Source organism: Kitasatospora hibisci (assembly GCF_043950205.1).
GTDB classification, from domain to species: Bacteria; Actinomycetota; Actinomycetes; order Streptomycetales; family Streptomycetaceae; genus Kitasatospora; species Kitasatospora hibisci.
Map to the genome: position 1 here is coordinate 391,812 of NZ_CP171642.1, position 24,879 is coordinate 416,690.

Consider the following 24,879-nt stretch of genomic DNA (forward strand, 5'->3'; position numbering starts at 1 on the left):
GTCCGGTGCCGCCCCCACCGCGCGTTCCGGAGCGGCACGTCCAGCGACACCGCAGCCGCGGTGCGCGATGTCACCGAGCCGCCGGCGGACGGCTCCGGCCCAAGAGACCGGGCCACGCCGACACACCCGTCGCCCGGCGCTCGCTCGTCCGGTGGCACGGGGAGAGCGGGGACACCCGCACTGGTGCGGGACCAGGTCGGGGTCCTGGCCACGGACCTGCACCGTTCTCAGCCGGGCCGCCCTCCCGGACTGGAGGTGCCGGGTCGGCGACGGGGTCGAGGCAGAGGCCGGAATCGCCGTGGTGGCCGTCCGGGGTGCAGACCTGTGCACACACGGCGGCGGCCGGGATGTCCCCGCCCCCGTTGGGGGCATCCCGGCCTCCGCGCGTCGGGCCGCTCAGCCGTCCGTCGGCTCCGGCCGGGGGTAGCGGATGCGGCGGACGGCCGGGGCGGAGACCACCTGGACGTCGGCGGCCCCCGGGACGGCGACGTGGACGAAGCCTCCCTCGACGGCGAGGCTGACGCCGGCCAGCTCGGCACGCTGGGCGCCGTCGGCGTCGGCGAGGGTGTAACCGGGGACGAGTTCGACGGCGGCGTTCTCACGCCAGTTCAGCCGGGCGTTCATCGTGCTGCCTCCAGGTCCTCGGCCGAACGGGTCGGAGCGGTCCCCGGCGCGGGGTCCATCGAGGCGACCGCGGGGAAGTCCAGGTCGGGCTCGGCCAGGTGGTTGAAGTAGTTGGAGAGCGTGTTGAGCGCAACGTGGGCCACGATCTCGGCGAGCTCCGCGTCGGTGACCCCGTCCCTCCGGGCGCGGGCGAGCAGTTCGTCGTCCACCCGGCCGCGCTCGCGCACCACCGCGGCGGCGACCTGGAGGACGGCACGGGCGTGCGGGTCGGCGTCCCCGGCGCGGCGGGTGGCGAGCAGCTCGTCGTCGGTCATCTTCAACAGCCAGCCGCCGCGCATGGTGTGGGCGGAGACGCAGTAGAGACAGCCGTTCTCCTGGGCGACCAGCAGGGCGAGCTGTTCGCGCAGCCGCTCGCCGAGGACGCCACCGGTCAGCGAGTCGCGCAGGGCGAGGTAGCCGCGCAGGGCGGCGGGGCCGTTGGCGAGCGAGGCATAGAGGTTGGGCACCCGGCCGAGCTGCTTGCGGGTGGCCTCCAGCAGCTCGCGCTGGTCGGCTTCGGCGGTGTCCGGGGTGAGTTGCGGTATGCGGGGCATGACGTCCTCCCTCGTGTGGCCGGCACCGCCGAAACGGTACCGGTCGTTCTCGTCTCCAAGACGGTAACGATCGGTACCGTTTGACGTCAAGGGAGTTCCGCAGACTCGGAACCGATCGGTACCATCGAGCCATGGCAACCCAGGCCCGAGCCCGACTCCTCAGCACCGCCGAGGACCTCTTCTACGCGGAGGGCGTCCGCGCCGTCGGCGTCGACCGCATCCTGAGCGTCTCCGGCGTGGGCCGGGCGTCCTTCTACCGGCACTTCGCGAGCAAGGACGACCTCGTGGTGGCCGTCCTCCAGGGGCGCGACACGCGATGGCGCGAATGGCTGCGCGACAGCGTGGACGCCCGCGACCTGCCGCCCGGGGAGCGCCCGCTCGCCGTCTTCGACGCGCTCGCGGAGCGGTTCGCCCGCCGGGACTTCCGGGGCTGCGCGTTCGTGAACACCATGGTCGAGGCGGCCGACCGCGACAGCGCGGCGCACCGGGTCGCGGCCGCGCACAAGGCCGCCGTCACCGACTACCTGGACCAGCTGCTCGCCGACGCCGGCTACCGCGACCACGCCTCCCTCGCCCACCACCTCGTCCTGCTGATCGACGGCGCGATCGTCACCGCCGTCCGTGAGGGCACCACGGAACCCGCCCGGCGGGCCCGCCGCATCGCCGCCGCCCTCCTGGCCGCGGAACACGACTGACCGGCGACGGCCGGACGGCCGTCGCCGGTCAGGGCCGCAGGATCGCGCAGGTCGTCGTGCCGTGGGCGTAGAGCTTGCCGTCACGGGTGCCGACGATGCGGGCCTCGGCGGTGGCGGTGGTGCGGCCGACGTGCAGCGCCCGGCCCTCGCAGCGCAGGGCGGGCGTGTCCGGCAGCACGGGCCGGATCATGTGCACGCCCAGCTGGACGGTGGTGTACGTGGTCCCCGTGGGCAGTCGGCTCATCACCGCGGAGCCGAGCGCCGAGTCCAGGAGCGTGGCCAGGAAGCCGCCGTGGACCGTTCCCATCGGGTTGAGCAGGTGGTCTCCCGGGTCCCCCTCGAAGACGGCCAGGCCCTCGTCGACCTCGGTCAGCCGGAAGCCCAGCGTGCTCATGATCGAGGCGGCGGGCAGCCTCCCGCCCATGGCCGCCCGGAGGATCTCCAGCCCACTCATGCCGAGGATCTCGGGGGTCGGCTCGGGGCACGGCTGCCAGCTGTGGGTACGGGTGCGGACGTCCGGCGAGGCGGCGGAGCCCGAGGCGGTGGTGGTCATGTCGTACGTGGTCATGGCTTGACCCTAGGAGTGCCGACCCCGGCCACGGGAGTGTCGGAACCGGCAGCTCACGCACCGATTCCGACACATCCGGGACCGCTAGGGTGAGGCCATGAAAGCAGCCGTACTCGTCCTGGACGGGGCCTTCGACTCCGGGCTCTCCGCCGTCCTCGACGTGCTCCACTCCGCCAACGCCCTGCGCGGGCAGCTCTCCGGGGCGAGGCCGCCCCGCTTCGACATCCGCACGGTCGGCGTGCGGCGGCTGGTGCGCACCGGGCTCGGCCACCGCGTCGACACCGAGAGCGTCGGCGAGGCGGAGGACGCGGACGTCCTCGTCGTGCCGGCCCTCATGGAGCGGCGGCCGGAGACGCTGGTGGACCTCGTGGGCTCGTCCACCCACCGAGTGGCCCGCCGGGTGCTGGCCGAGGCCAGGGAGCGCCGCACCCCGCTCGCCACGTCCTGCACGGGCACCTTCCTCCTCGCCGAATCGGGTGTCCTGGACGGGCTCACCGCCACGACGAGCTGGTGGCTCGCCCCGGTGTTCCGCGAGCACTACCGCCGGGTCACCGTCGACGAGAGCCGCATGGTGACGACCAGCGACGGCGTCACCACCGCCGGCGCGGCCTTCAGCCACCTGGACCTCGCGCTGTCCATCGTGCGCACGCGCAGCCCCGCACTCGCCGACCTGATCCGGCGCTACCTCGTGGTGGACGACCGGGCCTCGCAGGCCGCCTACACGATCCCGAGCGCGCTCGCCCGGCACGATCCGCTGGTCTCCGCCTTCGAACAGTGGGTACGGGCCCGGATCGCCGAGCCGCTGTCGATCGCCGAGGCGGCCCGCCACCTCGGCGTCAGCGAGCGCACCCTGCAGCGCACCGTGACCCGCACCTTGGGCTGCTCACCGATCCGCCTGGTCCAGGACCTGCGGATCGAACAGGCCGAGCACCTGCTCCGCACCACGTCCCTCCCGCTGGCGGCGGTCGCCCGCCGCGTCGGCTACGAGAGCCCGGGCCCGCTGCGCACCCTCCTCCGCGACCGCCGCGGTCTCGGCCCACGCGATCTGCGGTCCTGATCTAGTGTCCTGAGTCTTAGAAAAGCTATAGAAGTATGCTGGGCTCATGGCACGCATGGGTCGACCGACGGTCGACGTGGTTCTGACGGATGACGAGCGTGAGACGTTGCTGCGCTGGTCGCGGCGGGCGACGTCCGCGCAGGCTCTGGCGCTGCGTTGTCGGATCGTCCTGGCGTGTGCTGACGGGCTGTCGAACACGCAGGTGGGTAAGGAACTTGGGATTCATCCGACCACGGTGGCCACTTGGCGCAAGCGGTTCGCGGCCCAGCGGCTGGAGGGCCTGGCCGACGAGAAGCGGCCGGGTCCTGCCCGCACGGTGACGGACGAGCAGGTCGAGGACGTGATCGTGCGGACTCTGGAGACAACGCCGAAGGGCGCCACGCACTGGTCCACTCGTGAGATGGCAAAGCAGAGCGGGCTGAGCCAGTCGACGGTCTCGCGGATCTGGCGCACCTTCGGCCTCAAGCCGCACCAGGTCGACACCTTCAAGCTGAGCAAGGACCCGCAGTTCGTCGAGAAGGTCCGCGACGTGGTGGGTCTTTACCTTGATCCGCCCGAGCGCGCCATTGTGCTCTGCGTCGATGAGAAGTCGCAGATTCAGGCGCTGGACCGATCGGCCCCGGTGCTGCCGATGATGCCCGGTATGCCCGAGCGCCGCACCCACGATTACCTGCGTGGAGGCGTCACCACCTTGTTCGCGGCGCTCAACACTGCCACCGGCGAGGTCATCGGCTCCCTGCACCGCCGCCACCGCGCCGCCGAGTTCAAGAAGTTCCTCGCGAAGCTGGACAAGGAAGTCCCCGCCGAGCTCGACGTCCACCTGATCTGCGACAACTACGCCACCCACAAGACTCCTGCCATCCAGAAGTGGCTGCTCGCGCACCCGCGCTTCCATATGCACTTCACGCCGACCAGCTCGTCCTGGCTCAATCAGGTCGAGCGCTGGTTCGGCCTGCTGACGGACAAGCAGATACGGCGTGGGGTCCACAAGAACGTCCAGGCACTCGAGAAGGACATCCGCGACTGGATCGCCCACTGGAACGAGGACCCCAAGCCGTTCACCTGGACCAAGTCCGCCGACGAGATCTTCGAACGCCTCGCCGGCTACCTGAACCGCCTGCCGAACCCCAAACCCTAGATATGCACCTCTTCCGAGACTCAGGACACTAGCCTCGCGCCGGCCCGTCCGGAGTGGTCCACGGCACGGGCCCCGCCCGCTCGACGTGCACCGGGGGACTACAGGAGGACGAGCAGCTTAGTACCCGGGACGAGCTTCCGGTTGACGGACGTGGACTGGACGAAAACGGTGTACGACGGGTTCTCGCCCGGCTTCACCGTGACCTCCGACTCCGGCAGGCCGAGGAGCTGTCGGGCCGCCGGGCCCGAGAACACCCTGCCCGTCATCCGGCCGGTGGCCGGGTCCTTCTCCGCCACCGCGAGCTGCTTCCTGCCCTGGATCTTCTCGCGCTTGGACAGCTCGTAGAAGGCGCAGCCGGTCTTGTACGTGTGCCCGGCGCTGGTGACGAATTCGCGGATCGGCAGCTGCTGGTCGACCGGGACCAGGATGTACTTGCCGGCGTCCAGGGCGTCGAGGTTGGCCTTGACCTCGGCGGTGTTCAGGTCCTGGCCCATGGTGAAGAGGTTCTTGGTGCCGCGCAGGCCCTGTTCGCGGCCCCGCAGGAAGCTCGTGGCGGCCGTCTTGACGGTGCCGATGGCCTCCTCGACGCCCTTGCTGGAGTCCGCGTCCCAGATCGCGATGTTGCCCGCGGGGAAGCCGTACTCCTGGGCGGTGCGCTTGGCCAGGGAGTTCGGGACCAGGATCGCCGAGGTCCAGTGGTCGGGGAGGTCGTCCATGGCGCTGTGGATGCGGTCCATCCACGAGCGCAGGACGGCGCTTCCCTTCTCGCCGCCCATACGGGTGTGCATCTTGCCGACCTCGGAGCAGCCGGAGGCGTTCTCCTCACCGTCAGTGACGACGACCTGGAGGAAGGAGTGCTCCCCGTAGCCCTCCCAGATGTTCTTCAGGTCGTCGACGGACTTCACCGCAGCCTCGATCAGCGCGGTCGCACCGTTGTCGACCTTGTAGAGGCCCTTGAGGGAGGGCAGATGCTTGACGTCCATGTCCCAGACGAGGTTCTGCACTTCGTGGTCGAACGCGTAGAGACTGATGCGGGTCTCGTGACCGAGCCGGTCGGACTCCTCCTGGAGCCCCTTCACGAACTCGTCGACCACACGGACGAGCTGCGACTCGTGCTGGCGCATCGAGCCGGACCTGTCGACCACGAGCGAGACGTGGTTGACCTTGTGGTTGATCCTGTTCGCAGACATGCTTCCCCCCGAATTCCACGCCTGTTCCGGCGCCATTCTGGCGCCCCCTCCAGCGTTGTTCCCACACTATGACGAGGCACTGACAGGCCCTCTGACCTGGGATTGTTCGGAGGCCGACCACTCGCATTCGGAGGGCGGGGCCACTCTCGGCGGCGGCGGGCCGCACACAGCAGGCGCGGGCCGCGGCCGAGGCCGGCCGAAGCCCGGGGGCCGGGCCGTTCGACACAGACAGTGACGACGACATCGCGACGGGCGAGGGCTGTGGTGCAGGCCACCCCCGGACGGGCATGCCCCCGCCCGTTCACGCACGGCCCGGCGCCGGGACGTCACACGGTGTCGACCATGTGTCCGGCCTCACAGCCCAACCCGTGTGGCGCGGACCACTCCCGAGCCAGGTTCGATCTTGAAGAACGGGACATTTGCCTTCAAAGCAGCACAATTCCTTGATCGATACCTCAGGTAACCACCCCCCGACCAGCCCAAACCTCAGAATCCTTGAAACACCCCACCCACCCCCGTAACTTCGAACCCGTTGCACCGAACACCACCCCCCAGGCGGCCCCCGGCCCCAGGACGACCCGGTGCCCGACCACGCGAGCCACACCCCCCGAAACCACCCCCCCCCAGGGCCTGGTTCCACACGCCCGCACACCCCCTTCCGAAAGGAACCCCCCATGGCCATCCGTAACGAGACCACCACCGCCACCACCACCAAGCGCCGCAACCGCGTCCGCATGGCACTCATGGCCGGGGCCCTCACCGCCCTGCCGGTGGCCGGCCTCGTCACGGCCAACACCGCCTCCGCCGCCCCCGCCTCCGTCTGGGACAAGGTCGCCCAGTGCGAAGCCACCGGCAACTGGGCCATCAACACCGGCAACGGCTTCTACGGCGGCCTCCAGTTCACCTCCAGCACCTGGGCCGCCTTCGGCGGCACCGCCTACGCCCCCCAGGCCCACCAGGCCACCAAGGCCCAGCAGATCGCCATCGGCGAGAAGGTCCTCGCCGCCCAGGGCCCCGGCGCCTGGCCCGTCTGCTCCGTCAAGGCCGGCCTCACCAAGTAACCCCCCCGGCCACACGGCCACCCCGACAACGCCGCTGCACCCCACCCGACCACCACACCGGGCCCGGGAGCAGCGGCGTCGCGGCATTCCCGGACCGGAACTTCGACGCCGACGCGCAGAGGTCAGACGGCGCCGAACTCCGCTGCCCGGACCGCCGAGACGAACGACCGCCAGGCCTCGACCGGGAAGACGAGGGCCGGGCCCGAAGGGTCCTTGGAGTCGCGGACGGGCAGGACGCCGGCGAAGCCGGGCGCCACCTCGATGCAGTCTCCACCCTGCTGGCTGTAGCTGGACTTCACCCACGCGGCGCGCGTCAAGTTGATGTCGGACATGGGGTTCCTTCCCGAACTGCGCGGATCCATTCGAGAGTCGCCATCTCGGCCAGCGCTCCCACCTGGAGCCGATCGTAGTGTCTCTTCCAAGCTGCGAGCCTGTCAGAATCACGCTCAAGATGGCTACGCCCCTCGGACTCCGAGTAGCCCAGCAAGGACTGATCGGTCAGCGTGAGCAAGCGCATCGGCAGCGCGAACGGCCTGTGCTCGGCCATGTCGAACGGCGCCACCTGGAGGATCACGTGGCCGGCCTCGAACAGCCCCTCCAGAGCGATCAACTGATCCTTCATCACGTCGCCGCCGCCGATCGGGCGGCGAAGACAACTCTCGTCCAGGACCGCGTGCACCAGCGGCGGACTGACGCGCCCGAGCAGTTGCTGCCGCACGAGCAGGAAGGTCACGCGCTCCTCGGCCTGCGCGCGGGTGATCGTCCCTCGGCGAACGTCGGCCATGGCCAAGGCCATTGCGTACGCCTCGGTCTGGAAGAGACCGGGCACCACACCGGATTCGAAGATGCGTATCTCCGCGGCCCTCGCCTCGTGGCTCGCGTACTCGGGGAAGCCCTCCAGGAGCGCCGAGTGCTTGTTCTGGAGCCACATCAGCAACAGCGTGCCGCCCGTCTCCAGCGCCTCGTCGGCCCGGCGCGCGAACCGCTCGCTCGGTGGCTCCCGCGATGCAAGTTCGGCGTAGGAGACGTAGGAGGGGTCGAAGCCGACCTTCCGGGCCAGTTGAGCCTGCGTCAGTCCCCTTGCCTCACGTGACCTGCGGAGCTGCACGCCGAACGGCGCCCACGGCCCCGACGTCGGATCAAGTTGCTTGCGGTTGACCACGTCTCACCAACTTGTGGATCATCAATCTCAAATACAGATCTCGGGCCGATTCTGCACCGGCGCGGGTCATCATAAACACAAGCCGTGAAAGGCCCGATGCGCAGAGCTACCGATGGAGCCCCCATGCCCAGCCTCCCCACACCCTCCTACCGGCCCAAGGTGGGCGGGCAGCCCTTCGAGGGCGTCTACATGGCCACCCTCAACGGCCTCGCCTACCTGCGGCCCGAGGCGGGCGGGTGCGAGTGGACCACCGACCCCCTCCAGCTCCGGCGTCTCAACGTCCCCCGCTACCGCACGGTCCAGCGCCCCAGCCGGCCCCGCGTGAACGATCCTTCGGCGTGAACCCGACCCGCAGGCTCCTGACCGCGGTCGTCGCCGTCCCGGCCCTCAGCGCCTTCGCCGCCGCGCTGGTCTGCTGGCCGATCCGCGGCGGACCGCTCGCGCCGCGCCTGCTCATCTTCGGGCTCGTCCTCGCCGCCGGCGTCATCGCCGGCCTCCCCGCCGCCCTCGCCCGGCTCACGGTCGCGGCCGACCGCCGGCACCGCACCACCCGCGCCCCGGCGGGCCCGCAGGTCACCCGATCTTCAGATACGGCTGCAACAGAGTGCTCCACGAGGAATTGAGCTGGTCGTACTCCGCCTCGCAGCCCTGGGCGCGGTCCACCGGCAGGACGCCGTCGGGGTTCTCCGGGACCTGCACCACCGACGCGAAGGTCCCGGGATCGGAACCGAACAGCCAGCAGACCTGGTTGTAGAAGCGCTGGGCGTCCAGGGAGTGCTCGTCGGCGTAGGCTTCGGCCGGAAGCTGGCCCGCCAGCTCGGCCCGGGCCAGCCCGGACAGCGCGTTGACGGTGCTGACCGCGTACGCGGTGTGCTCCTCGTCGCCCGCCGTCAGCAGGAGGACCGAGAGTTGGTCGACCGCGTCCTCCTCCTTGCCCGTGACCGGCAGGTCGTACAGGTCGACCAGGGCGTGGCCGAGTTCGTGGAGGATGACGCCGTTGGCCATGCCGACGACGTCCTCGTCGGCCAGCGCCTCGCGCTGCTCGGCCGTCCCCTCGGTCTGCTGCTCCAGGAACAGCGGCCGGATCTGCTCGACGAGCTCGTAGCAGAAGGTCATGGACCGGTCCTGCTCGCTCCAGAAGGCGTTCGGCTCGCCGCAGCTGGCACCCGTCAGCGGGACGTCCTGGGGAAGGGCGATCCGGGCGGACGCGTAGCGCGCGACGTCCTCCAGCACCTGGTTCCCCCCGAGGAAGTCCTGCACCTGCCGGTCCTCGGCCGTGCGACCGTCCTCGTAGGCGGCCACCAGCTCACCGTCGCCCACCGGCTTCGCAGGCGCGCCGCCGGCGGAGGCCGTCACGGGTGCGAGTAACGCCAGGATCGCCGCAGACAGAACAGCACCGCCCGTGCTCCCACACTCCGCAGCCGCGCCACACCCATCACCTGCTCCCGGGCGACTCTCCCCCCACCACTCAGGATGACCCCGCCCCGGCCTCCCCCGCACCCCGGTGCCGGGGAGGCCGGCTGGCGCGGCAGGCTCAGGGGGCCATGGCCAGGCCTGCGGACGCGGCGCCGCGGCTGAGCACGATCGTGCGGATGTGTTCCAGGGCCCGCGCGTAGTCGGCCCGGCCCGGGTCGCGGCGGACGGCCTCCCGCAGGTCGAGGACCCGGTAGGGCGGGCCGAGGTCGGTCACCTGCGGGACGAACTCGGCCTTGCCCACCGTCCAGCGCTGCCCCGGTCCGGCCGGCGGGACGAAGGTGAACCGGGCGATCGAGCTCCAGTTGCCGCGCGGGTCCTCGGCGCCGTCATAGGTGAACATGTGCCCGGCGAGCTGGTCGCCGAGGCCGTACACCGTCCAGGTGTCACCGATCTTCTCGTACGCCTGCGGGATGTGGGCGTGAGTGCCGAGGATCAGGTCGACGTCCGACCGACCCCCGCCCGAGCCGGCGGCCAACTCCCGGGCAAGGGTGAGCTGTTGGTCGTTCGGAGCGTCCTGCCACTCGGTTCCCCAGTGGACGCTGACCACGACGAGGTCCGCACCGCCCTCCCGGGCGGCGCGCGCGTCGGCGAGGATCCGGTCCCGGTCGATCAGGTTGACCGCCCAGGGTTGCCCCTTCGGCAGCGGGATCCCGTTGGTGCCGTAGGTGTAGGCGAGGTGGGCCACGGTGGCGCCGCCCGCCCGGAGCAGGGCGGGCCTCCCGGCCTCGGTCGCGTCACGGGCGGAGCCGGTGTGGACGAGGCCCACGGCGTCCATGGCGTCGAGGGTGCGCCGGATGCCGGCCGGGCCGTCGTCGAGGGTGTGGTTGGAGGCGGTGTCGCAGCCGGTGTACCCGGTCTCCTTGAGGGCACGGGCGACCTGCGGCGGCGATTTGAAGGACGGGTAGCCGGTGAACGGCCCGCCGTCGGCACCGTAGACGGTCTCCATGTGGCAGATGGCCAGGTCGGCGCCGCTGATCAGCGGCTTGACGCCGGCGAGCATCCTGGTGAAGTCGTAGCCGTCGCCGCCGGCGTCCTCCCGGGCCTGCCGGATGATCTCGGTGTGCGGCAGCACGTCGCCGGTGGCGACCAGGGTGAAGGCCCGCGGCCCGGTCGGGGACGCGGTGGTGGCCGCGGGCATCGCACCGCCGCCGTCCGGTCGCGGTGCCCGGGACGCGCCGGGAGCGCCCCGGGAGTCGGGGGCCTCGGGGCCGCCGCACGCGGCGAGGGTGAGGAGCAGCAGCGCGGCAGCCGCCGTGGCGGCCGGTCGACGGGGCAGACGCATGGTCAGCTCATCTCAGAATCGGAAGGTATGACCAACCCCTCGACTATGCGGCGCCGCGAACCTCCCCGCCCGCCCCCACGCCCACACGTCACCCGGTGGCCCGGTCGAAGCGGTGGCCCGGTCGGCCCGGCGGCTCGGCCGGAGCCGCGGCGGGTCGGCGACGAATATTCGGTGCCGTGCCGGCCCGCGCCGGGGCAGGATCGACCCATGACGGACATGCGAACGTTCCGGGACGCGGTGACCGGCTGGGCGGCGGGCAGCCCCGGCGGGCCCGCGCGCGAGTTGGCCGCGCAGCTCGACGTGCGGACTGCGGTGCTGCTGGAGGGTCCGAGCGACGTCGCGGCCGTCGAGGCCCTGGCCGAGCGCCACGGTCGGGACCTGGCCGCCGAAGGGGTGTGTGTCGTCCCTATGGGCGGCGCGATGAGCGTCGGCCGCTATGCCGACCTCCTCGGCCCGCCGGGGCTGGGTCTGCGCCTCACCGGGCTGTGCGACGAGAACGAACTGGGCTTCTACGACCGCGGTCTCGACAGGGCTCGTGTGCCGAACCGGGCCTTCTTCGTGTGTGTGGCCGACCTGGAGGACGAACTCATCCGCGCGCTGGGCGTGACACGGGTCGAGGAGGTCGTCCGGACCGCGGGCGACCTATCGGCCTGGCAGACCTTCGTCCGCCAACCCGCGCAGCAGGGCCGGCCTCCGCAGCGTCAGCTGCGGCGCTTCCTCGGCACGAAGAAGGGCCGCAAGATCCGATACGGCCGTCTCCTCGTCGAAGCCCTCGACTCCGAGCCCGTCCCGGCGCCCCTCCACGACCTGCTCGCGAGCCTGTGACCGAGGGGCTGACCGAGGGGCCCACCGAGGTCGGCCGGACCGGCCGGCGGATCCCGAGGGTGCTCGCGTCCTCAGGATCCGCCCCGGACCCATCCGTGTGACTCCCCGGGATCCAGAAGAGTCGGCGGCGTCCCCTACGCCTCGGCGACGGCCTCCAGTGGGCTCAGGGCGGCCGCTCGGCGGGACGGGACGGCGGCGGCGAGCGCGCCGATCCCGACGGAGACCGCGCAGACCAGGAGCAGCGTCCCCCACGGCAGGGCCAGTGCGTACTGCTCCACCGCGCCGTTGGCCAGCGCGCCCACCGCCCAGGCCCCGAGGAGGCCGCCGGCCAGGCCCAGCGCGGTGCCGAACGCGGCGACGGTCACCGCCTCCAGGCGGATCATCCGCCGGATGCCGGCGCGGTCCATGCCGATGGCGCGCAGGACACCGATCTCCCGCGTCCGCTCGGCGACCGACATGGCCAGGGTGTTCGCCAGGCCGAGCCCGGCGATCACCGCGCCGACGGCGAGCAGCCCGTACATCAGCGTCAGCAGGTCGCCCATGGTGCCCGCCGCCTCGCGGACCACCGCAGGCCGGTCCTGCACCTTCAGCAGCGGGTTGTTGCCGACGGCGGCGCGGAGCCGGTCCTCGGCGCCCCGGGAGGGGACGCCGGCGTCGGTGCGGACCAGGATGCGCTGGACGGAGCCGGACAGGAAGGCGTGCTGCTGGACTTCGCCGCGGGCGCCGAGCACGTCGCGGGCGGTGGGGTTGTCCCGGTAGACGCCCACCACGGTGTACGTGGCGAACTCCTGGCTGCGGCCCATGCGGGCCTTGATCCGGCCTCCCGTGTTCACGCCGTTCTCCCGGGCGAGGGTTGCGGAGACCGCGATCCGGCCAAACCCGAGCTCCTTGGCGGAGCCGCTGAGGAAGTCGAGCTTCATGACGTCGCCCAGGGCGTCGGGGGCGATGCCGGAGAGGTCCCGGACGCGGCCGCCGACGACGACGGTGGAGTCCGTGACGGCGCTCGCCGTCCGTACGCCGGGAGTGTCGGCGACCCGCTGGACGGCGGCGGGGTCGATCCCCGTCGTGGTGGAGCCGGTGCTGACCACGTAGTCGGCGCCGAGGCCGGCCGCCGCCTGGCGGTCGAGCGCCTGCCCGGTGGAGTTGCCGATGACGGCGAGGCCGGTGACGAGTGCGGTGCTGATCAGCAGGGTGGCGGCGGTGGCCGCGGTGCGACGCGGGTCGCGCAGCGCGTTCTCTCGGGCGAGGTGGCCGGTGACCCCGGAACGGCGGGTCGGCCGCCCGCCCAGCCGGATCGCCGGGACGGCGAGCAGCGGCGCCAGCACCACCAGGGCGACGACGAGGGCGCCGCAGCCGAGCATGGCGGTCCGCAGGTTCTCCTCCGAGGCGTCCTTCGCCCGGGTGAGCGGGATCAGCACGCCGGCCGCGAGGGCGAGGAGGGCCAGACCGGCCGCGGCACGGACGCGCGGCCGGCCCGGGGGCGGCTGCTGGGCCGCGCGCAGCGCCTCGACGGGGGCGATCCGCGCCGCCCGGCGGGAGGGCAGCCAGGCGGCGAGGACGGTGACGCCCACGCCGACGAGGAGCGCCGCCAGGACGGGGCGCGGACCGATCTCCAGCGGGCCGTGCGGCAGCGGCGTCCCCCCGGTGCTCAGCGCGTCCGGCAGCACCGCGGCGATGCCGAGGCCGAGCAGGAGGCCGACCGCCGATGCGGCGAGGCCGACCAGGAAGGCCTCGGCGAGGACGGCGCGGACCACCTGCCCGCGGCCGGCGCCGATCGCCCGTAGCAGCGCGATCTCCCGGGTGCGCCGGGTGACGAGCACGGTGAAGGTGTTGATGATGAGGAAGGAGCCGATGAACAGCGCGACCCCGGCGAAGACCATCGGCGTCTTGGCGTAGCCGCGGGTGAGGGTGCCGACGTAGACGGCCTGCTGGGCGGCCTGGGCGGAACCGGTGGTGGCCTCGGCCCGGTCGGCCGGGAGAGCGGCGGCGACGCGGCGGGCGAGCTCGTACTGGTCGGTGCCGGGCGCGGCGGAGAGGTCGATACCGGTGTAGTGGCCGGGCGTGGCGAACAGCTGCTGGGCGGTGGTCTTCTCGAACAGGACGAGGGTGCCGCCGGCGGTCACGCGGGTGTCGCCGGTGGTGGCGATGCCGACGAGCCGCTTGGTCATGGCCGGGCCGTCGGTGGCCAGCGTGACCGGGTCGCCGATGCGGAGGCGCCCGGCGGCGGCGGTGCCTGCGTCCAGCACGATCTCCTCGCCGCCGACCGGGGCGTGGCCCTGCGTCAGGGGGTGACGGCGGTCCTTGCCGTCCGCCCCGGGGACGTAGGCGGCGGCGAGGTTCGCGCCCGTCCTGACGCGCAGCGGGGTGCCGTCCGCCGCGTTCAGGACGGCCCGGCCGTCGGCGGCCGGCCGGACGGCGGCGACGCCGGGCACGGCCGCGAGCCTCCGCACCAGCGCGTCGTCGAGCACGCTGTCCTGCTGGTCCTCGGGGCCGTCGGCCGGGGGCTCCTTCGCGGTCACGGTCACCGCGATGTCGGCGAAGTTCTTCGACGCGGCGGCGCGGTGGGCCGCGGCGGTCGAGTCGGCGAAGACGAGGGTGCCGGAGACGAACGCGACGCCGAGGCCGATCGCGAGGACGGTCATGAGCAGGCGGGCCTTGTGCGCCAGGACGTTGCGCAGGGCTGTTCTCAGCATGGGCTTCCTTCGGGAGCGCTGGGGGGCGGAAAGGGGGCGGGGCGGGTCGGGGCGGGGCGGGGCAGGTCGGGGCGGTCGCGGCTGGCGGGGCCGCGCGGGTCAACTGGTCCGCGCGCGGGGGGCGAAGGCCCTCATGACGTCGAGGACCCGGTCCGCGGTGGGGCGTGACATCTCGTCGACCAGGCGTCCGTCGGAGAGGAAGAGGACGCGGTCGGCGTAGCCGGCGGCGACCGGGTCGTGGGTGACCACGACCACGGTCCGGCCCAGCTCGCGCACCGAGTCGCGCAGGAAGCCGAGGATCTCGGTCCCGGCGCGGGAGTCGAGGTTTCCGGTGGGCTCGTCGCCGAAGACGATCGCGGGCTGCGCGGCCAGCGCGCGGGCGACCGCGACGCGCTGCTGCTGCCCGCCCGACAGCTGGACGGGCCGGTGGTCCAGGCGCTGGGAGAGGCCGGCCATGGCGACCACGCGGTCCAGCCACTGCCGGTCGGGCCGGCGGCCGGCGATGGACAGCGGCAGGGTGATGTTCTCCAGCGCGGTCAGCGTCGGCACCAGGTTGAACGCCTGGAAGATGAAGCCGATCCGGTCACGGCGCAGCTCGGTCAGCCGGCGGTCGCCCAGCGTCCCGAGGTCGGTGGTGCCGATGCGCACGGTGCCGGAGGTCGGCGTGTCGAGGCCGGCGGCGCAGTGCAGCAGGGTGGACTTGCCGCAGCCGGAGGGACCCATGATCGCGGTGAACTCGCCCTCACGGAAGCCGGTGCTGACCCCGTCCAGCGCGACCACCCGGGTGTCGCCGCTGCCGTAGACCTTGGTCAGGTCGGTGGTGGCGGCCGCGATCCCGGGCGTGGTGTGCGGCGCGTACGCGGCAAAAGGGGCGGTGGTCACGGGGACTCCTCTTCGGGTGCGGGAACGTGCACTTCGAAGGGTGTCCGGGGGACGTATCAGGGGCCTGCGCCGCCGGGTATCGGCGGGCGCGCCGGTCTGTATCGGTCGTGTAGGGGTGTGGGACCGGGGCGCTGCCGGGAGGGCGGGGACGCGAGATCAGTCCGGCAGGCGCAGGGTGGCGACGGCGCCGCCGTCCGGGGCGTTCTCCAGGCGCAGTTCGGCGCCGAGCAGCCGGGCCTGGCCGGTGGCGATGGTCAGGCCGAGGCCGTGTCCCGAGCCGCGCTCGGCGGCGCCCGTGTGGAACCGCCTCGGACCGTGCAGCAGCAGGTCCGCCGGGAAGCCGGGGCCGTGGTCGCGCACCACGACGGTGCGGCCCTCGACGGTGACCTGCACCGGGGTCCGGCCGTGCCGATGGGCGTTGACGACGAGATTGCCGACGATCCGCTCCAGCCGGCGCGGGTCGGTCTCCACGGTCCCGGCGCCCCCTCCCGGCGGAGTGTCGGACTCCGGCGGGGTGTCGGACTCAGGCCGGGCGTCGGGCTCCGGCGGAGTGCCGGAGTCCCGTTGCCGGTCGGCCTCCCGTTCCGGGTCGGTCGCCTGCTCGACGTCGACGGCCCGCGGAGCGACGACGACCTCCGTGGCGAGGCCGGTACGCGCCACCGCCTCGGCGACGACGGCACCGAGCGGCACCCGGGCGCGGACGGGCTGCTCGGCGCCGGCGTCCAGGCGGGAGATCTCCAGCAGGTCCTCGACCAGCCCGCGCAGATCCCGCACCCGGGCGCGGAGCAGGTCCTCCGTCTCGCCGGGCGGCAGCAGGTCGACGGCGGCGAGCAGGCCACCGACGGGCGTGCGCAGCTCGTGGGCCACGTCCGCGGTGAAGCGGCGCTCGGTGCGCAGCCGTCGGCCGAGGCTGTCGGCCATGAGGTCGACGGTGGCGGCGATCTCGGCCACCTCGTCCCGGCCCTTGGTGGGTCCCGTCCGGGCGTCGAGATCACCGGCGGAGATCCGGGCCGCGGTCTCGGACACCCGCCGCAGCCGGCGGGCGAGCAGGCCGGCCCCGTACGCCGCCAGGGGCGCGGCCGCCGCCAGCGCGACGAGCGAGGCGACGGTCATCGTGACGTCGAGCCGGCGCAGCCCGTAGCGGTCCGGGCCCGTGTTGACCCGGACGGCCAGCACCGGGCTGCCGGGGCCACCGGTCCGCTGGGCGGCCCAGACGCTCGGCCCCAGGTTCCCCTCGACGCGCCCGTCGTAGGCGGTGTGGCGGTCGCCGTCGGCCGGATGCCGCAGTTCGGCGGGCAGTTCGTCGGGATCGAGCTCGGCACCGTCCGCCAGCGTCCCGGTCCGCCGGTAGACGTCCATCGCCGAGTAGACGGCGTTGAAGGCCCGTGCCGCGGCCCGGTCCCGGATGTCCTGCGCGGTCCACAGGTGCACCAGCACGCCGACGGCGGTCGCGACCAGGCAGGCCGTGGCCGCGGCCAGCGCGGCGATCTTCCAGCGCAGGGAGGTGTGCACCGGCCGGGCCCGGCGGGCCGAGCCGTCCAAGCGGGCCGAGCGGGCCGGACGCGGCCGACGGAACGGACGCACCGGCCTCAGCGCCGCAGCTTGTAGCCGAAGCCGCGGACCGTCTCGATCCGCTCCCGCCCCAGCTTCCGGCGCAGCCGCTGCACGCACAGGTCGACGACCCTGCTGTCGCCGTCCCAGCCGTACTCCCAGACGTCGCGCAGCAGGGTGTGCCGCTCCAGCACGACGCCCGGGTGTGCGGCGAACTCCAGGAGCAGCTTGAGCTCCGTCGGGGTCAGTGCCACCGGGCGGCCTGCGACGGACACCTCCATGCCGGCGGTGTCCACGGTGAGGTCGCCGAAGACCAGGACCGCCGCCGCCGGCCTGCCGACGGGCGTGTGCTCGCCGGCCTGGGCGGGTGGGTAGGTCGCCCGCCGCAGCAGGGAGCGGATGCGCGCCACGAGCACGTAGGAATCCACGGGCTTGACCACGTAGTCGTCCGCCCCGGCCTCCAGGCCGGCCACGACGTCGAGCCCTTCGCCGCGCGCGGACATCATCAGGATGGGCACCAGGCTGGTCTCCCGGACCCTGCGGCAGAGGCCGATCCCGTCCAGGGCGGGCAGCATCACGTCCAGGATCAGCAGGTCGAAGTCCTCGTCCCGGAACCGTTCGAGCCCTGCCAGGCCGTCCGCCGCGGTCCGCACCTCGTAGCCGTAGCGCTCCAGGGCGACGGCGAAGGACCGGCGCATCAGGTCGTCGTCCTCCACCAGCAGCACGCGGACGGGGCGCGGGGAGGCCCCGGCCGGGGCGGGCGAGGACACGGGCGGGCTCACTCCAGTTCGAACGGGTCCGGACGGGCCGGGCAGGTGGCCGGTCCGGACGGGCCGCCGGTCCCGGCTGCGGGGCAGCGGGACGGCCCGAAGGGAACGATACGGCAGGGACCGGACACGCCACGCCCCCGCCGCGGCCGGCCCGGACCGGCTCCGCGTAACCCTCCTCACCGAAGAAACCCCAGGTCGGGCGGGGTGGCACCGCTCAGCACACCCGCGGTGGCCACGGCATGGCGGCGCTCGGGCGACCGGGCACCGATGGGCGACGAAGCGCTTCCTGATACCCGGCTGATACAAACCCGCGGCGTGCCGCCCGCCACCCCGCCCCGCCACCCCGCCCCGCGCACCGCCCGGCTCAGCGGCCGGTGCCGTAGGCCTCGGCGAAGGCCGCGCGGACGGCGCGACGGCCTGCGGCGCGGAAGGAGCCGTCGCGGGAGTCGACCTCGTGGATCCCGGTCCGGCGCAGCACGGCGGCCACCGCCACCGGGCGTCCGGCCGCCCGTTCGGTCAGTTCCTCGCGCATGCCGGCGACGAGTGCGGCGTGGTACCCGGCCAGTTCCTCCGGCGAGGCGTGGCCCCGCACGACGGCATCGCGCGCGACCTCGAAGACGAAGCCGTCCTCCCACGGCTCGAAGTCCACCGTCACGTCCGCGAAGTCACAAGGACAGCCGCCGGTCTGGCGGGCGTACGGGCCGCGGACGCCCCGGATCGGACGCGGCGGAAAGGCCGTCACACCGGTGCCCGCACCGGCCCTCGCATCGGATTCCATTGCGCCGGCGCTACCCGCCCTCCGCGGTGCACCCCCTCGGCCGTAATCGAACTGACGGATGGTAAGGTCGCGGTCACCACAGGATGTTCACCGACTCTCCAAGGATCTCCTTCATGCGCATCAAGCGGGCCGTCGCCGCCGCGGCCACCGTTCTCGCCCTCGGCCCGATCACCGGCTGCGGTGGCGGTGGCGGTGGCGACGATGCGAAGGCAGCAGCCCAGCCCGTGGCGAGCCCCAGCGCCGAGCGCCTGGAGTCGATGACCGGCCCGGTGATCCTCGACCGGGCACACGGCGAGTTCCTCAAGGCCGCCTCCGTGAAGCTCACCGGGACCGTGGCGGACAAGGCACGCACGACGGCGAGCTTCACGGTGTCCGTGAAGGCCTCGGGTGACTGCACGGGCTCCGTCGAACTCGTCGGCGACGGCCGGGCCGAGCTGCTGCGGGCGTCCGGACAGACGCTGGTGAAGCCGAGCTCCAAGGCGCTCGCCGAGTTCTTCGGCCTGCCGACCGCCGAGTTCCGGGCGGACCGGTGGATCCGCCTCGCGAAGAGCGAGGCCCCGGGTGCCGTCGCCTCGGGCATGTGCGACCTCAAGGCCATCCCGGTGTTCGGCGACGGGGACTGGTCCAAGACGGTCACCTCCGAGGGCACCAAGACGGTGAACGGCCGGAAGGTCGTGTCGGTCTTCACCATGACGCCGGAGGACGGAGGCTACTTCGGCTACGTCGCGACGGACGGGCCGGCACGTCCGGCGCGGATCGAGTCGTTCCACAGCGAAGGCCACGACCTCGGCCTCACGGTGGACTTCTCCGACTACGACGCCCCGGTGACCGCGACGCTCCCGCCCGCCGACCAGATCACCGACCCGGCGGCAGCAGGCTGACGGACCCCCGCCCGGGCGGCCGGCTCCCGGTCGCGTGGCGGAGGACGTCCAGGACCTCGCCGGTGATGGCCGCCTCGTTCGCCTCCAGGTCGGGGCCGGTCAGCCGGTCGGGCTGTTCGGGGAGGCCGGTCAGCACCGGGGTGTGGAGGTGGCCGCCCGGCAGGGTCGGGGCGAGTTCGAGGCGCAGCCGGTTGGAGCGGTAGGCCACCTCGTTGGACAGGTACCCGCCGCCGCCCCCGGCCACCGCGCGCGAGCCCGCGCTCGGCCCGTCCTCGCGGTCCACCGGCCGGTCGCTGCCGGCCGGGATCTCGGTGACGGCCGTGTTCAGCCGGACGGGGAACGGCTGCTGGACGGCGGTCATCTCCACGGCGGGCAGGGTGGTGGCGATGAACTCGGCGCCGGGGCCGAGGCCCGGGGCGGTCACCGGGTGCTCGCGGGTGCCGCCGACGAGGGCGCCGACGTTGTCCGGGTAGGGGTCCGCGGATCGGGCCCGGCCCGCCCACGCCTCCAGTGTGAACAGTCCGGGGTAGCCCTGGCTGATCGTGGTGATCTGGTCCGCCGCGCGGGGCCCGGAGGTCAGCCGCGGGCCGAAGGCGCGCTCGACGATGCCGCGGTCGAAGTCGCCGTAGCGCACCGGCAGGACGACCGCCCGGATCTCCGCCCGGGTGCCGTCGGCCAGGCTGATCCGCTTGCCGTTCAGCTGCAGGACGGCGGAGCCGGAGGGGTTGGCCCGGCGCAGTTCGGCGTCCAGGCCGAACGGGTCGAAGCCGCTGACGAACACCCGGCGCACACCCGGGCTTCCGCTGAATCCGTTGTCCCGCAGGCCGCGCGAGGCGTCCTCGAAGCGCTGCCGGAGCCGGTCGGCGTCGGCGGCGAAGTCCGGCTTCCACTCGCCGAGCCGGACGGTCATGGCGAGCCTGGTCCAGTACAGCGGGCGGTCGTCCTGGGCCGGGAGGTCACCGCCGCGGCGCCGTCCCTGGGCCCGGTCGACCGCGGCCCACCAGAGCGCCTCGCCCCAGGCCTCGACGATCCGCTCGGCCTCCGCTGCGCTCCGGGTCGCGCAGAGTGCGGCCGGGAAGCGCCGGACGAAGTCCCCGAGACCGGCCCGTTCGGTGAAGGCGGCCGTCCGGGCGTCCTGGAGTCGGGTCTGCTCCCCGTCGACGCCGGCCGCGACCGGTGTGCCGACGGTGGCGGAGGGGGCCGCGGCGGAGCACGCGGGCTGCGCCTGGGCCGGGAGGGCGGCCGGGAGCAGCACGGCGGCGAGGGCGGCGGCCAGCGTGGCGGGGCGGGCGAAGGTCATGGAATGTGACGGTACATCGACAAGTAGATCGCCGCCAGAAGGCCGACCCGTGGGCCTGGCAGCGGGTCGCCCCGCCGCCAGGCCCGCGCAGAGGCCGGTCAGCCCGCGGACCTGCGGGTCGCCTTCGCCTCTCGGCTGACGGCCCAGGCGTCCGCGACCGGGCCGACGTGCCCGAGCTTGTCGGGGTTGACCACCGAGCGGACGGCTTGCACCCGCCCGTCGAGGACGTCGAGCGCCAGCGCATTGACGACCCCGCCGTCCCGGTCGCGGACGATCGCCCCCGGCTGGCCGTTGACCTCGCAGGGCTCCAGCGCGACGCCGATCCGGGCCAACCGCGGGAACACGGCGGCCAGCAACCGGGCCACGTTGTCGGCCCCGAAGACGGTCCTGGCCAGCTGCGGGGCCTTGCCGCCACCGTCGCCGACCAGCGAGACGTCGGCGGCGAGCAGGTCACGCAGGCCGACGACGTCGCCCTCCCGGAGCGCGTCGAAGAACCGGGACGCGAGTTCGTCGCGCTCCTTCCGGTCGGCCTCGAAGCGGGGCCGACCTTCGTCCATGTGGCGGCGGGCGCGTACCGCGAGCTGGCGGCAGGCCGCCTCCGAGCGGCCGACTGCCGAGGCGACGTCGGGGAAGCCGAAGTCGAAGACCTCGCGGAGCACGAAGACCGCCCGTTCCAGCGGGCTGAGCCGTTCCAGCAGGAGCAGGGCCGCCATCGACACCGAGTCGGCGAGCTCCGCCGACCGTGCCGGGTCCTCGTACGGGTCGGCGAGCAGCGGCTCGGGGAACCACGGTCCGACGTACGCCTCCCGGCGCACGCGGGCCGAACGCAGCACGTCGATCGAGATCCGGGTCACCACCGCCGACAGGAACGCCCTGACCGACACCGGCCGGGTCGGCGAGGCCTCGAAGCGCAGCCAGGTCTCCTGAACGGCGTCCTCGGCCTCACTCACACTGCCCAGGATCCGGTAGGCGATCGAGAACAACAGCGGCCGCAGCTCCTCGAACTCCTCGGCCTTTCCCACGTCACATCCCCCCTTGATGCCCTCCCGCCCGGCCGAGCGCACGGGCGCGGGCGTCCTCAATGATGCTCGTCCGGACCATCGGCGGGTCACAGCACTTCCCCGCACCCGACGGCCCGACGGCGGGCCCGGAGCCCGCAGCAGGACTCCGGGCCGTGGCGCCGAGACCGGCACCGGCACCGCTCAGTGGAACGTCCCGGGCTGGTAGGAACCCGCCGGCTGCCGGGTGATGACGTTCAGCCGGTTGACCATGTTCATGAACGAGATCAGCATCACCAGCGCGGTGAGCTGCTCCCCGTCGTAGTGCTCGGCGGCACGCGCCCACACCGTGTCGCGCACCCCGCCGGCCGCGTCCGCAACCCTGGTCCCCTCCTCCGCCAGCAGCAACGCGGCCCGCTCCGCCTCGGTGAAGACCGTGGCCTCCCGCCACGCCGCGACCAGGTTCAGCCGCACCGGACTCTCGCCGGCCACGGCGGCCTCCTTGGTGTGCATGTCGATGCAGACGGCGCAGCCGTTGATCTGACTGATGCGCAGTGCCACCAACTCCTGTGTGGCAGCGGGCACCGACGAGTCCTTGAGCGCCTTGCCGACCGTCATGAAGTGCTTGAGGGCCTTGCCGGCGGTCGGGTCGGTGAAGAAGTCCAGGCGGGCGTCCATGGTGCGGCTCCCTTGTCGTCGTTGGCGGCTTGCACCCCTTGAGACGGAACAGCCCGGCCCGCTGTGACATCGGCGCATGTGACGTGCGGCACAGCCCCGCGACCACCCGGCGTCTCACCGGCGTCGCCGTCTCCGCCGCCCGTACCTCGGCGACGCCGCGCGGGTCCTGTCCGGGGCCGCCGGGGCCGGACCCGCCCCCGGCGGCCGCCACCGCGACTCACCCCTGTCGCGACGTCGGGCGTTCGTCCCGGGCCGACGACCGGTCACAGCCGTTGCCGGGAGCCCTGATCAGAGCCCGATGCGGGGAGGCAGGAGGCTGCTCGCACCTGTTCCACCCGATCCGTCCGGTCCGTCCGGTCCGTGCGACCAGAAGGGCGGGGTCGATCCGGCCAGGCTCAGGTAGCCGTTCAGGCTCAGGCCGACCGAGAACCTGTAGCCGTCCGCGGTCTTCGTGCAGCCGGCACGCGGGTGCGCCTGCTCGACCTGGACCGGCCGGCCGGCGGCCTGCCACGCCGCCACCAGGAGGTCGAAGTACCGGTCGGAGTTCTCGGGGGTGGCTCCGATCACCCAGTACCGGATGGTGAAGACCGCCGAGGCGCCCTCGGGCCCGTCCTCGTCGAAGTCCGCCGCGAGCCCCATGGTGACGCCGTCGTGCAGAACGGCCTTCGGGAGGTCGGGGTGCCGGAGCGCCAGCACGGTCCCGGACGGCCAGGTCCGCAGCGTCTCGGTGAGGTGCCGCAGCAGTTGCGCACACGCCGCGGCCCGGCTCACGATCGGTGCCATGGCGTTCTCGCTCCCTCGCGTCGCGGGCGGTCCGGCGACCTCCGGTGGCACCTCCGTGCCCACGCCCCCCGAGTCGCCACGTCCCGGCGGCGCGACAGGGATTCCGGCACGCCCCGGTGCGCCACCGTACGACATGACGGCACGACATGACGCCTGCGCCGCCTGCCACATCACGTGACCGGCGGCGCAGTGTGCCCAGGCTGTCGCTTCAGGCCGCTACCTGGACTAATCGCAGTGCACCGGGCTTCAGCCCGGTGGTGAAGCGATTCTGAACCCTGCTCTGACCCGAATCCGCAGGTAGTGGAAGCGGTTGGTAGCTGATACGACGACAGGTGCACTGCCGGTTTGAGAAGATCAAGGTTCCTACGCCGTGACCAGCTCAAACGTGAAAGTGCACCTGTCGAGTGAAGACGATATCGCGCCGCCGTACCACCTCCCGCACCCCCGGCCGTCGCTGGAGCCGGTTGCGGGCGCGGGTGGGTGTGCCGGACGGGTCGCTGACGGAGAACGGCGGCTTGGTGCTGGTGGCCGAGCTGGACCGGGCGTTGGGTGTCACCGCCGCGCTGGACGCGGGGATCGGGCCGGTCAAAGCACGTGATCGGGGACTTTCGGGCGGGGAGTTCGCGCTGGCCATGGCTGTGGTGCAGCTGACCGGCGAGGACCATCTGGTCGGCTTCGACCGGCTGCGGGCCGATCGGGTCGGTGAGGCTCTGCTGCCCGCGCCCGTTCCGCCGTCCACGACGGCCGCCACGCTGGCCACCCGGTTCGACCAGGCCCGGCGCGAGGGCATCGAGGCGGGGTGTGCGCAGGTCACCGCGAGCGCGTTGTCCGCGCTGCCGGTCGGCGAGCGGGCCCGGGTGCTAGCCGGGCGGGTGACGATCGACATGGACGCCAAGGACGTCGAGGTCTACTCGGTGCGCAAGGAGCAGGTCGTACGCTCCTACAAGGGCGAGATCGCCGGGCGGGTACACGCCGCGCACTGGGCCCAGACCGGCACCGTGCTGGCCGCCGACCTGCTCGACGGCCGCTCCGACGGACGCACCCACGCACCGGGCCAGGTCGACCGGGCGGTGGACGCGGTGCGCGCGGCCGGCGCGACGGGCCCGGTCCTGTTCCAGGGCGACTCGGGCTACTACGCGGGCAGGGTCGCCGAGAAGATCGCCGTCCGCGGATGCCTGTTCCGACTCGGCGTCCCGCGCAGCCAGCCACTGTGGCGGGCGGTGGCCCGCGTGCACGAGGACGACTGGACCGACGCTCTGGACTACCCGGGCGCGCAGGTCGCACTGCTGGACTACGTGCCCACCGGATGGCCCGACGGCACCCGGGTGATCGCGCGCCGGGTGCGTTACGACGCCGCCGTACTGTCCGCCGACCCGCGCTCGCGCCGCTCGCGCACCGTCGGCAAGGACCAGCTCGCCCTCGTGTTGGACGGCATCGCCGACACCGCGTATGCCTACTCGTTCATCGCCACCAACGAGAACCTGGACCTGGACGAGGAGATCGCGGTGGCGGAGTGGGAGTTTCGCCGCCGCACCCGGATCGAGGAGTTGTTCCGCGACACTGCCCACGGCGCCGGCCTGAACCATCTGCCGTCCGGCTCCCACGCGGTCAACAGCATGTGGATGTGGGGCGCGCTGCTGGCCTACAACCTCACCGCGTGGCTGCAGATGCTCAGCCCGCTGGACACGGCCCGGCGCCGCATCGCGACCGTGCGTCGCCTGTTGATCCGCCGGGCCGCCCGCTGCACGATCACCGCCCGTCGCCACGAACTCCACTTCACCGCCACGGCAGGTGAGTTGATCGCCAACACGCTCGCCCGGATCCGCGCTCACCGGCACCTCCCAGCCGTCTGACCGGCCCGCCCGACCGGGCCCGAACCACCCGCACCAGCCCT

General features: G+C 73.0%; 26 protein-coding genes. 9 read left to right on the forward strand and 17 right to left on the reverse strand.

Going from position 1 to position 24,879, the window contains the following annotated elements; genetic code table 11:
• Window positions 1–396 precede the first annotated feature (396 nt).
• The gene (locus tag ACF9IK_RS01870; protein ID WP_395292462.1) at window positions 397–624 is read right to left on the reverse strand and encodes a hypothetical protein; all 228 of its coding nucleotides are present in this window, start codon (window positions 622–624) and stop codon (window positions 397–399) included.
• Window positions 621–1,217, reverse strand: a complete 597-nt coding sequence (locus ACF9IK_RS01875) for a carboxymuconolactone decarboxylase family protein (protein WP_395292463.1) — start codon at window positions 1,215–1,217, stop codon at window positions 621–623. The genes ACF9IK_RS01870 and ACF9IK_RS01875 overlap by 4 nt, the downstream gene beginning before the upstream one ends.
• A gap of 131 nt (window positions 1,218–1,348) precedes the next feature.
• Between ACF9IK_RS01875 and ACF9IK_RS01880 the strand changes: the two genes are divergently transcribed.
• Window positions 1,349–1,912, forward strand: a complete 564-nt coding sequence (locus ACF9IK_RS01880; RefSeq protein WP_395292464.1) for a TetR/AcrR family transcriptional regulator — start codon at window positions 1,349–1,351, stop codon at window positions 1,910–1,912.
• 28 nt (window positions 1,913–1,940) lie between these two features.
• Here the strand turns inward: ACF9IK_RS01880 and ACF9IK_RS01885 are convergent, their stop codons facing one another.
• Entirely contained in the window at window positions 1,941–2,480 is a 540-nt protein-coding gene (locus ACF9IK_RS01885; RefSeq protein WP_395292465.1) for a PaaI family thioesterase, read from the reverse strand.
• A 97-nt stretch (window positions 2,481–2,577) separates the two neighbouring features.
• Here ACF9IK_RS01885 and ACF9IK_RS01890 point away from each other — a divergent pair, with 97 nt between their 5' ends.
• Both ACF9IK_RS01890 and ACF9IK_RS01895 read left to right on the forward strand, forming a co-directional pair.
• The gene (locus ACF9IK_RS01890; protein WP_395292466.1) at window positions 2,578–3,537 is read left to right on the forward strand and encodes a GlxA family transcriptional regulator; all 960 of its coding nucleotides are present in this window, start codon (window positions 2,578–2,580) and stop codon (window positions 3,535–3,537) included.
• Window positions 3,538–3,583: 46 nt separating this feature from the next.
• Complete coding sequence (locus tag ACF9IK_RS01895) at window positions 3,584–4,675, forward strand: IS630 family transposase (RefSeq protein ID WP_395292467.1); 1,092 nt, start codon at window positions 3,584–3,586, stop codon at window positions 4,673–4,675.
• A gap of 98 nt (window positions 4,676–4,773) precedes the next feature.
• On the opposite strand, the gene ACF9IK_RS01900 is transcribed toward ACF9IK_RS01895, so the two are convergent.
• A complete protein-coding gene (locus ACF9IK_RS01900) occupies window positions 4,774–5,865 on the reverse strand; it encodes a VWA domain-containing protein (protein ID WP_395292468.1) in 1,092 nt (363 codons plus the stop codon).
• 674 nt (window positions 5,866–6,539) lie between these two features.
• Between ACF9IK_RS01900 and ACF9IK_RS01905 the strand changes: the two genes are divergently transcribed.
• Window positions 6,540–6,926, forward strand: coding sequence for a transglycosylase family protein (locus ACF9IK_RS01905; protein WP_395292469.1), 387 nt, complete (start codon window positions 6,540–6,542; stop codon window positions 6,924–6,926).
• Between the two features lie 122 nt (window positions 6,927–7,048).
• Here ACF9IK_RS01905 and ACF9IK_RS01910 read toward each other — a convergent pair whose 3' ends face one another.
• Both ACF9IK_RS01910 and ACF9IK_RS01915 read right to left on the reverse strand, forming a co-directional pair.
• Window positions 7,049–7,258 carry a DUF397 domain-containing protein gene (locus ACF9IK_RS01910; protein WP_395292470.1) on the reverse strand — a complete coding sequence of 70 codons (210 nt, stop codon included), beginning with the start codon at window positions 7,256–7,258 and terminating at the stop codon, window positions 7,049–7,051.
• Complete coding sequence (locus tag ACF9IK_RS01915) at window positions 7,240–8,088, reverse strand: helix-turn-helix domain-containing protein (protein ID WP_395292471.1); 849 nt, start codon at window positions 8,086–8,088, stop codon at window positions 7,240–7,242. Before ACF9IK_RS01915 ends, ACF9IK_RS01910 begins: the two co-directional genes overlap by 19 nt.
• A gap of 123 nt (window positions 8,089–8,211) precedes the next feature.
• Here ACF9IK_RS01915 and ACF9IK_RS01920 point away from each other — a divergent pair, with 123 nt between their 5' ends.
• Together ACF9IK_RS01920 and ACF9IK_RS01925 are read left to right on the forward strand one after the other, a co-directional pair.
• Window positions 8,212–8,430: a hypothetical protein gene (locus ACF9IK_RS01920; protein WP_395292472.1), complete on the forward strand. Its 219-nt coding sequence runs from the start codon at window positions 8,212–8,214 to the stop codon at window positions 8,428–8,430.
• A complete protein-coding gene (locus ACF9IK_RS01925) occupies window positions 8,427–8,711 on the forward strand; it encodes a hypothetical protein (protein ID WP_395292473.1) in 285 nt (94 codons plus the stop codon). The genes ACF9IK_RS01920 and ACF9IK_RS01925 overlap by 4 nt, the downstream gene beginning before the upstream one ends.
• On the opposite strand, the gene ACF9IK_RS01930 is transcribed toward ACF9IK_RS01925, so the two are convergent.
• On the reverse strand, window positions 8,662–9,444 hold the full coding sequence (locus tag ACF9IK_RS01930) for a DUF4344 domain-containing metallopeptidase (protein ID WP_395292474.1): 783 nt from the start codon (window positions 9,442–9,444) through the stop codon (window positions 8,662–8,664). The two genes, ACF9IK_RS01925 and ACF9IK_RS01930, sit on opposite strands and share 50 nt — an antisense overlap.
• 178 nt (window positions 9,445–9,622) lie before the next feature.
• Window positions 9,623–10,846, reverse strand: a complete 1,224-nt coding sequence (locus tag ACF9IK_RS01935) for a CapA family protein (protein WP_395292475.1) — start codon at window positions 10,844–10,846, stop codon at window positions 9,623–9,625.
• A gap of 207 nt (window positions 10,847–11,053) precedes the next feature.
• On the opposite strand from ACF9IK_RS01935, the gene ACF9IK_RS01940 reads away from it, so the two are divergent.
• Window positions 11,054–11,671, forward strand: a complete 618-nt coding sequence (locus ACF9IK_RS01940) for a TOPRIM nucleotidyl transferase/hydrolase domain-containing protein (RefSeq protein ID WP_395292476.1) — start codon at window positions 11,054–11,056, stop codon at window positions 11,669–11,671.
• 134 nt (window positions 11,672–11,805) lie between these two features.
• Here the strand turns inward: ACF9IK_RS01940 and ACF9IK_RS01945 are convergent, their stop codons facing one another.
• The 5 genes from ACF9IK_RS01945 to ACF9IK_RS01965 form a co-directional block, all read right to left on the reverse strand.
• Window positions 11,806–14,364 carry an ABC transporter permease gene (locus tag ACF9IK_RS01945; RefSeq protein WP_395292477.1) on the reverse strand — a complete coding sequence of 853 codons (2,559 nt, stop codon included), beginning with the start codon at window positions 14,362–14,364 and terminating at the stop codon, window positions 11,806–11,808.
• 99 nt (window positions 14,365–14,463) lie between these two features.
• Window positions 14,464–15,246 carry an ABC transporter ATP-binding protein gene (locus tag ACF9IK_RS01950; protein ID WP_395292478.1) on the reverse strand — a complete coding sequence of 261 codons (783 nt, stop codon included), beginning with the start codon at window positions 15,244–15,246 and terminating at the stop codon, window positions 14,464–14,466.
• Between the two features lie 156 nt (window positions 15,247–15,402).
• A complete protein-coding gene (locus ACF9IK_RS01955) occupies window positions 15,403–16,788 on the reverse strand; it encodes a sensor histidine kinase (protein ID WP_395292479.1) in 1,386 nt (461 codons plus the stop codon).
• A 47-nt stretch (window positions 16,789–16,835) separates the two neighbouring features.
• Window positions 16,836–17,495 carry a two-component system response regulator CseB gene (gene cseB / locus ACF9IK_RS01960; RefSeq protein ID WP_395298442.1) on the reverse strand — a complete coding sequence of 220 codons (660 nt, stop codon included), beginning with the start codon at window positions 17,493–17,495 and terminating at the stop codon, window positions 16,836–16,838.
• A gap of 436 nt (window positions 17,496–17,931) precedes the next feature.
• Window positions 17,932–18,345, reverse strand: a complete 414-nt coding sequence (locus ACF9IK_RS01965; protein ID WP_395292480.1) for a hypothetical protein — start codon at window positions 18,343–18,345, stop codon at window positions 17,932–17,934.
• A 113-nt stretch (window positions 18,346–18,458) separates the two neighbouring features.
• Between ACF9IK_RS01965 and ACF9IK_RS01970 the strand changes: the two genes are divergently transcribed.
• Complete coding sequence (locus ACF9IK_RS01970) at window positions 18,459–19,226, forward strand: hypothetical protein (RefSeq protein WP_395292481.1); 768 nt, start codon at window positions 18,459–18,461, stop codon at window positions 19,224–19,226.
• On the opposite strand, the gene ACF9IK_RS01975 is transcribed toward ACF9IK_RS01970, so the two are convergent.
• The 4 genes from ACF9IK_RS01975 to ACF9IK_RS01990 all read right to left on the reverse strand — a co-directional run bounded on the left by ACF9IK_RS01975 (window position 19,201) and on the right by ACF9IK_RS01990 (window position 22,985).
• Window positions 19,201–20,526, reverse strand: coding sequence for a pyroglutamyl peptidase (locus ACF9IK_RS01975; protein ID WP_395292482.1), 1,326 nt, complete (start codon window positions 20,524–20,526; stop codon window positions 19,201–19,203). The genes ACF9IK_RS01970 and ACF9IK_RS01975 overlap by 26 nt on opposite strands.
• A gap of 98 nt (window positions 20,527–20,624) precedes the next feature.
• Window positions 20,625–21,548, reverse strand: a complete 924-nt coding sequence (locus ACF9IK_RS01980) for an RNA polymerase sigma-70 factor (RefSeq protein ID WP_395292483.1) — start codon at window positions 21,546–21,548, stop codon at window positions 20,625–20,627.
• A 180-nt stretch (window positions 21,549–21,728) separates the two neighbouring features.
• Window positions 21,729–22,202, reverse strand: a complete 474-nt coding sequence (locus ACF9IK_RS01985; protein WP_395292484.1) for a carboxymuconolactone decarboxylase family protein — start codon at window positions 22,200–22,202, stop codon at window positions 21,729–21,731.
• 288 nt (window positions 22,203–22,490) lie between these two features.
• Window positions 22,491–22,985, reverse strand: a complete 495-nt coding sequence (locus ACF9IK_RS01990) for a hypothetical protein (protein ID WP_395292485.1) — start codon at window positions 22,983–22,985, stop codon at window positions 22,491–22,493.
• Between the two features lie 404 nt (window positions 22,986–23,389).
• Here ACF9IK_RS01990 and ACF9IK_RS01995 point away from each other — a divergent pair, with 404 nt between their 5' ends.
• The gene (locus ACF9IK_RS01995) at window positions 23,390–24,838 is read left to right on the forward strand and encodes an IS1380 family transposase (RefSeq protein WP_395292443.1); all 1,449 of its coding nucleotides are present in this window, start codon (window positions 23,390–23,392) and stop codon (window positions 24,836–24,838) included.
• The last annotated feature ends 41 nt before the right edge of the window (window positions 24,839–24,879 follow it).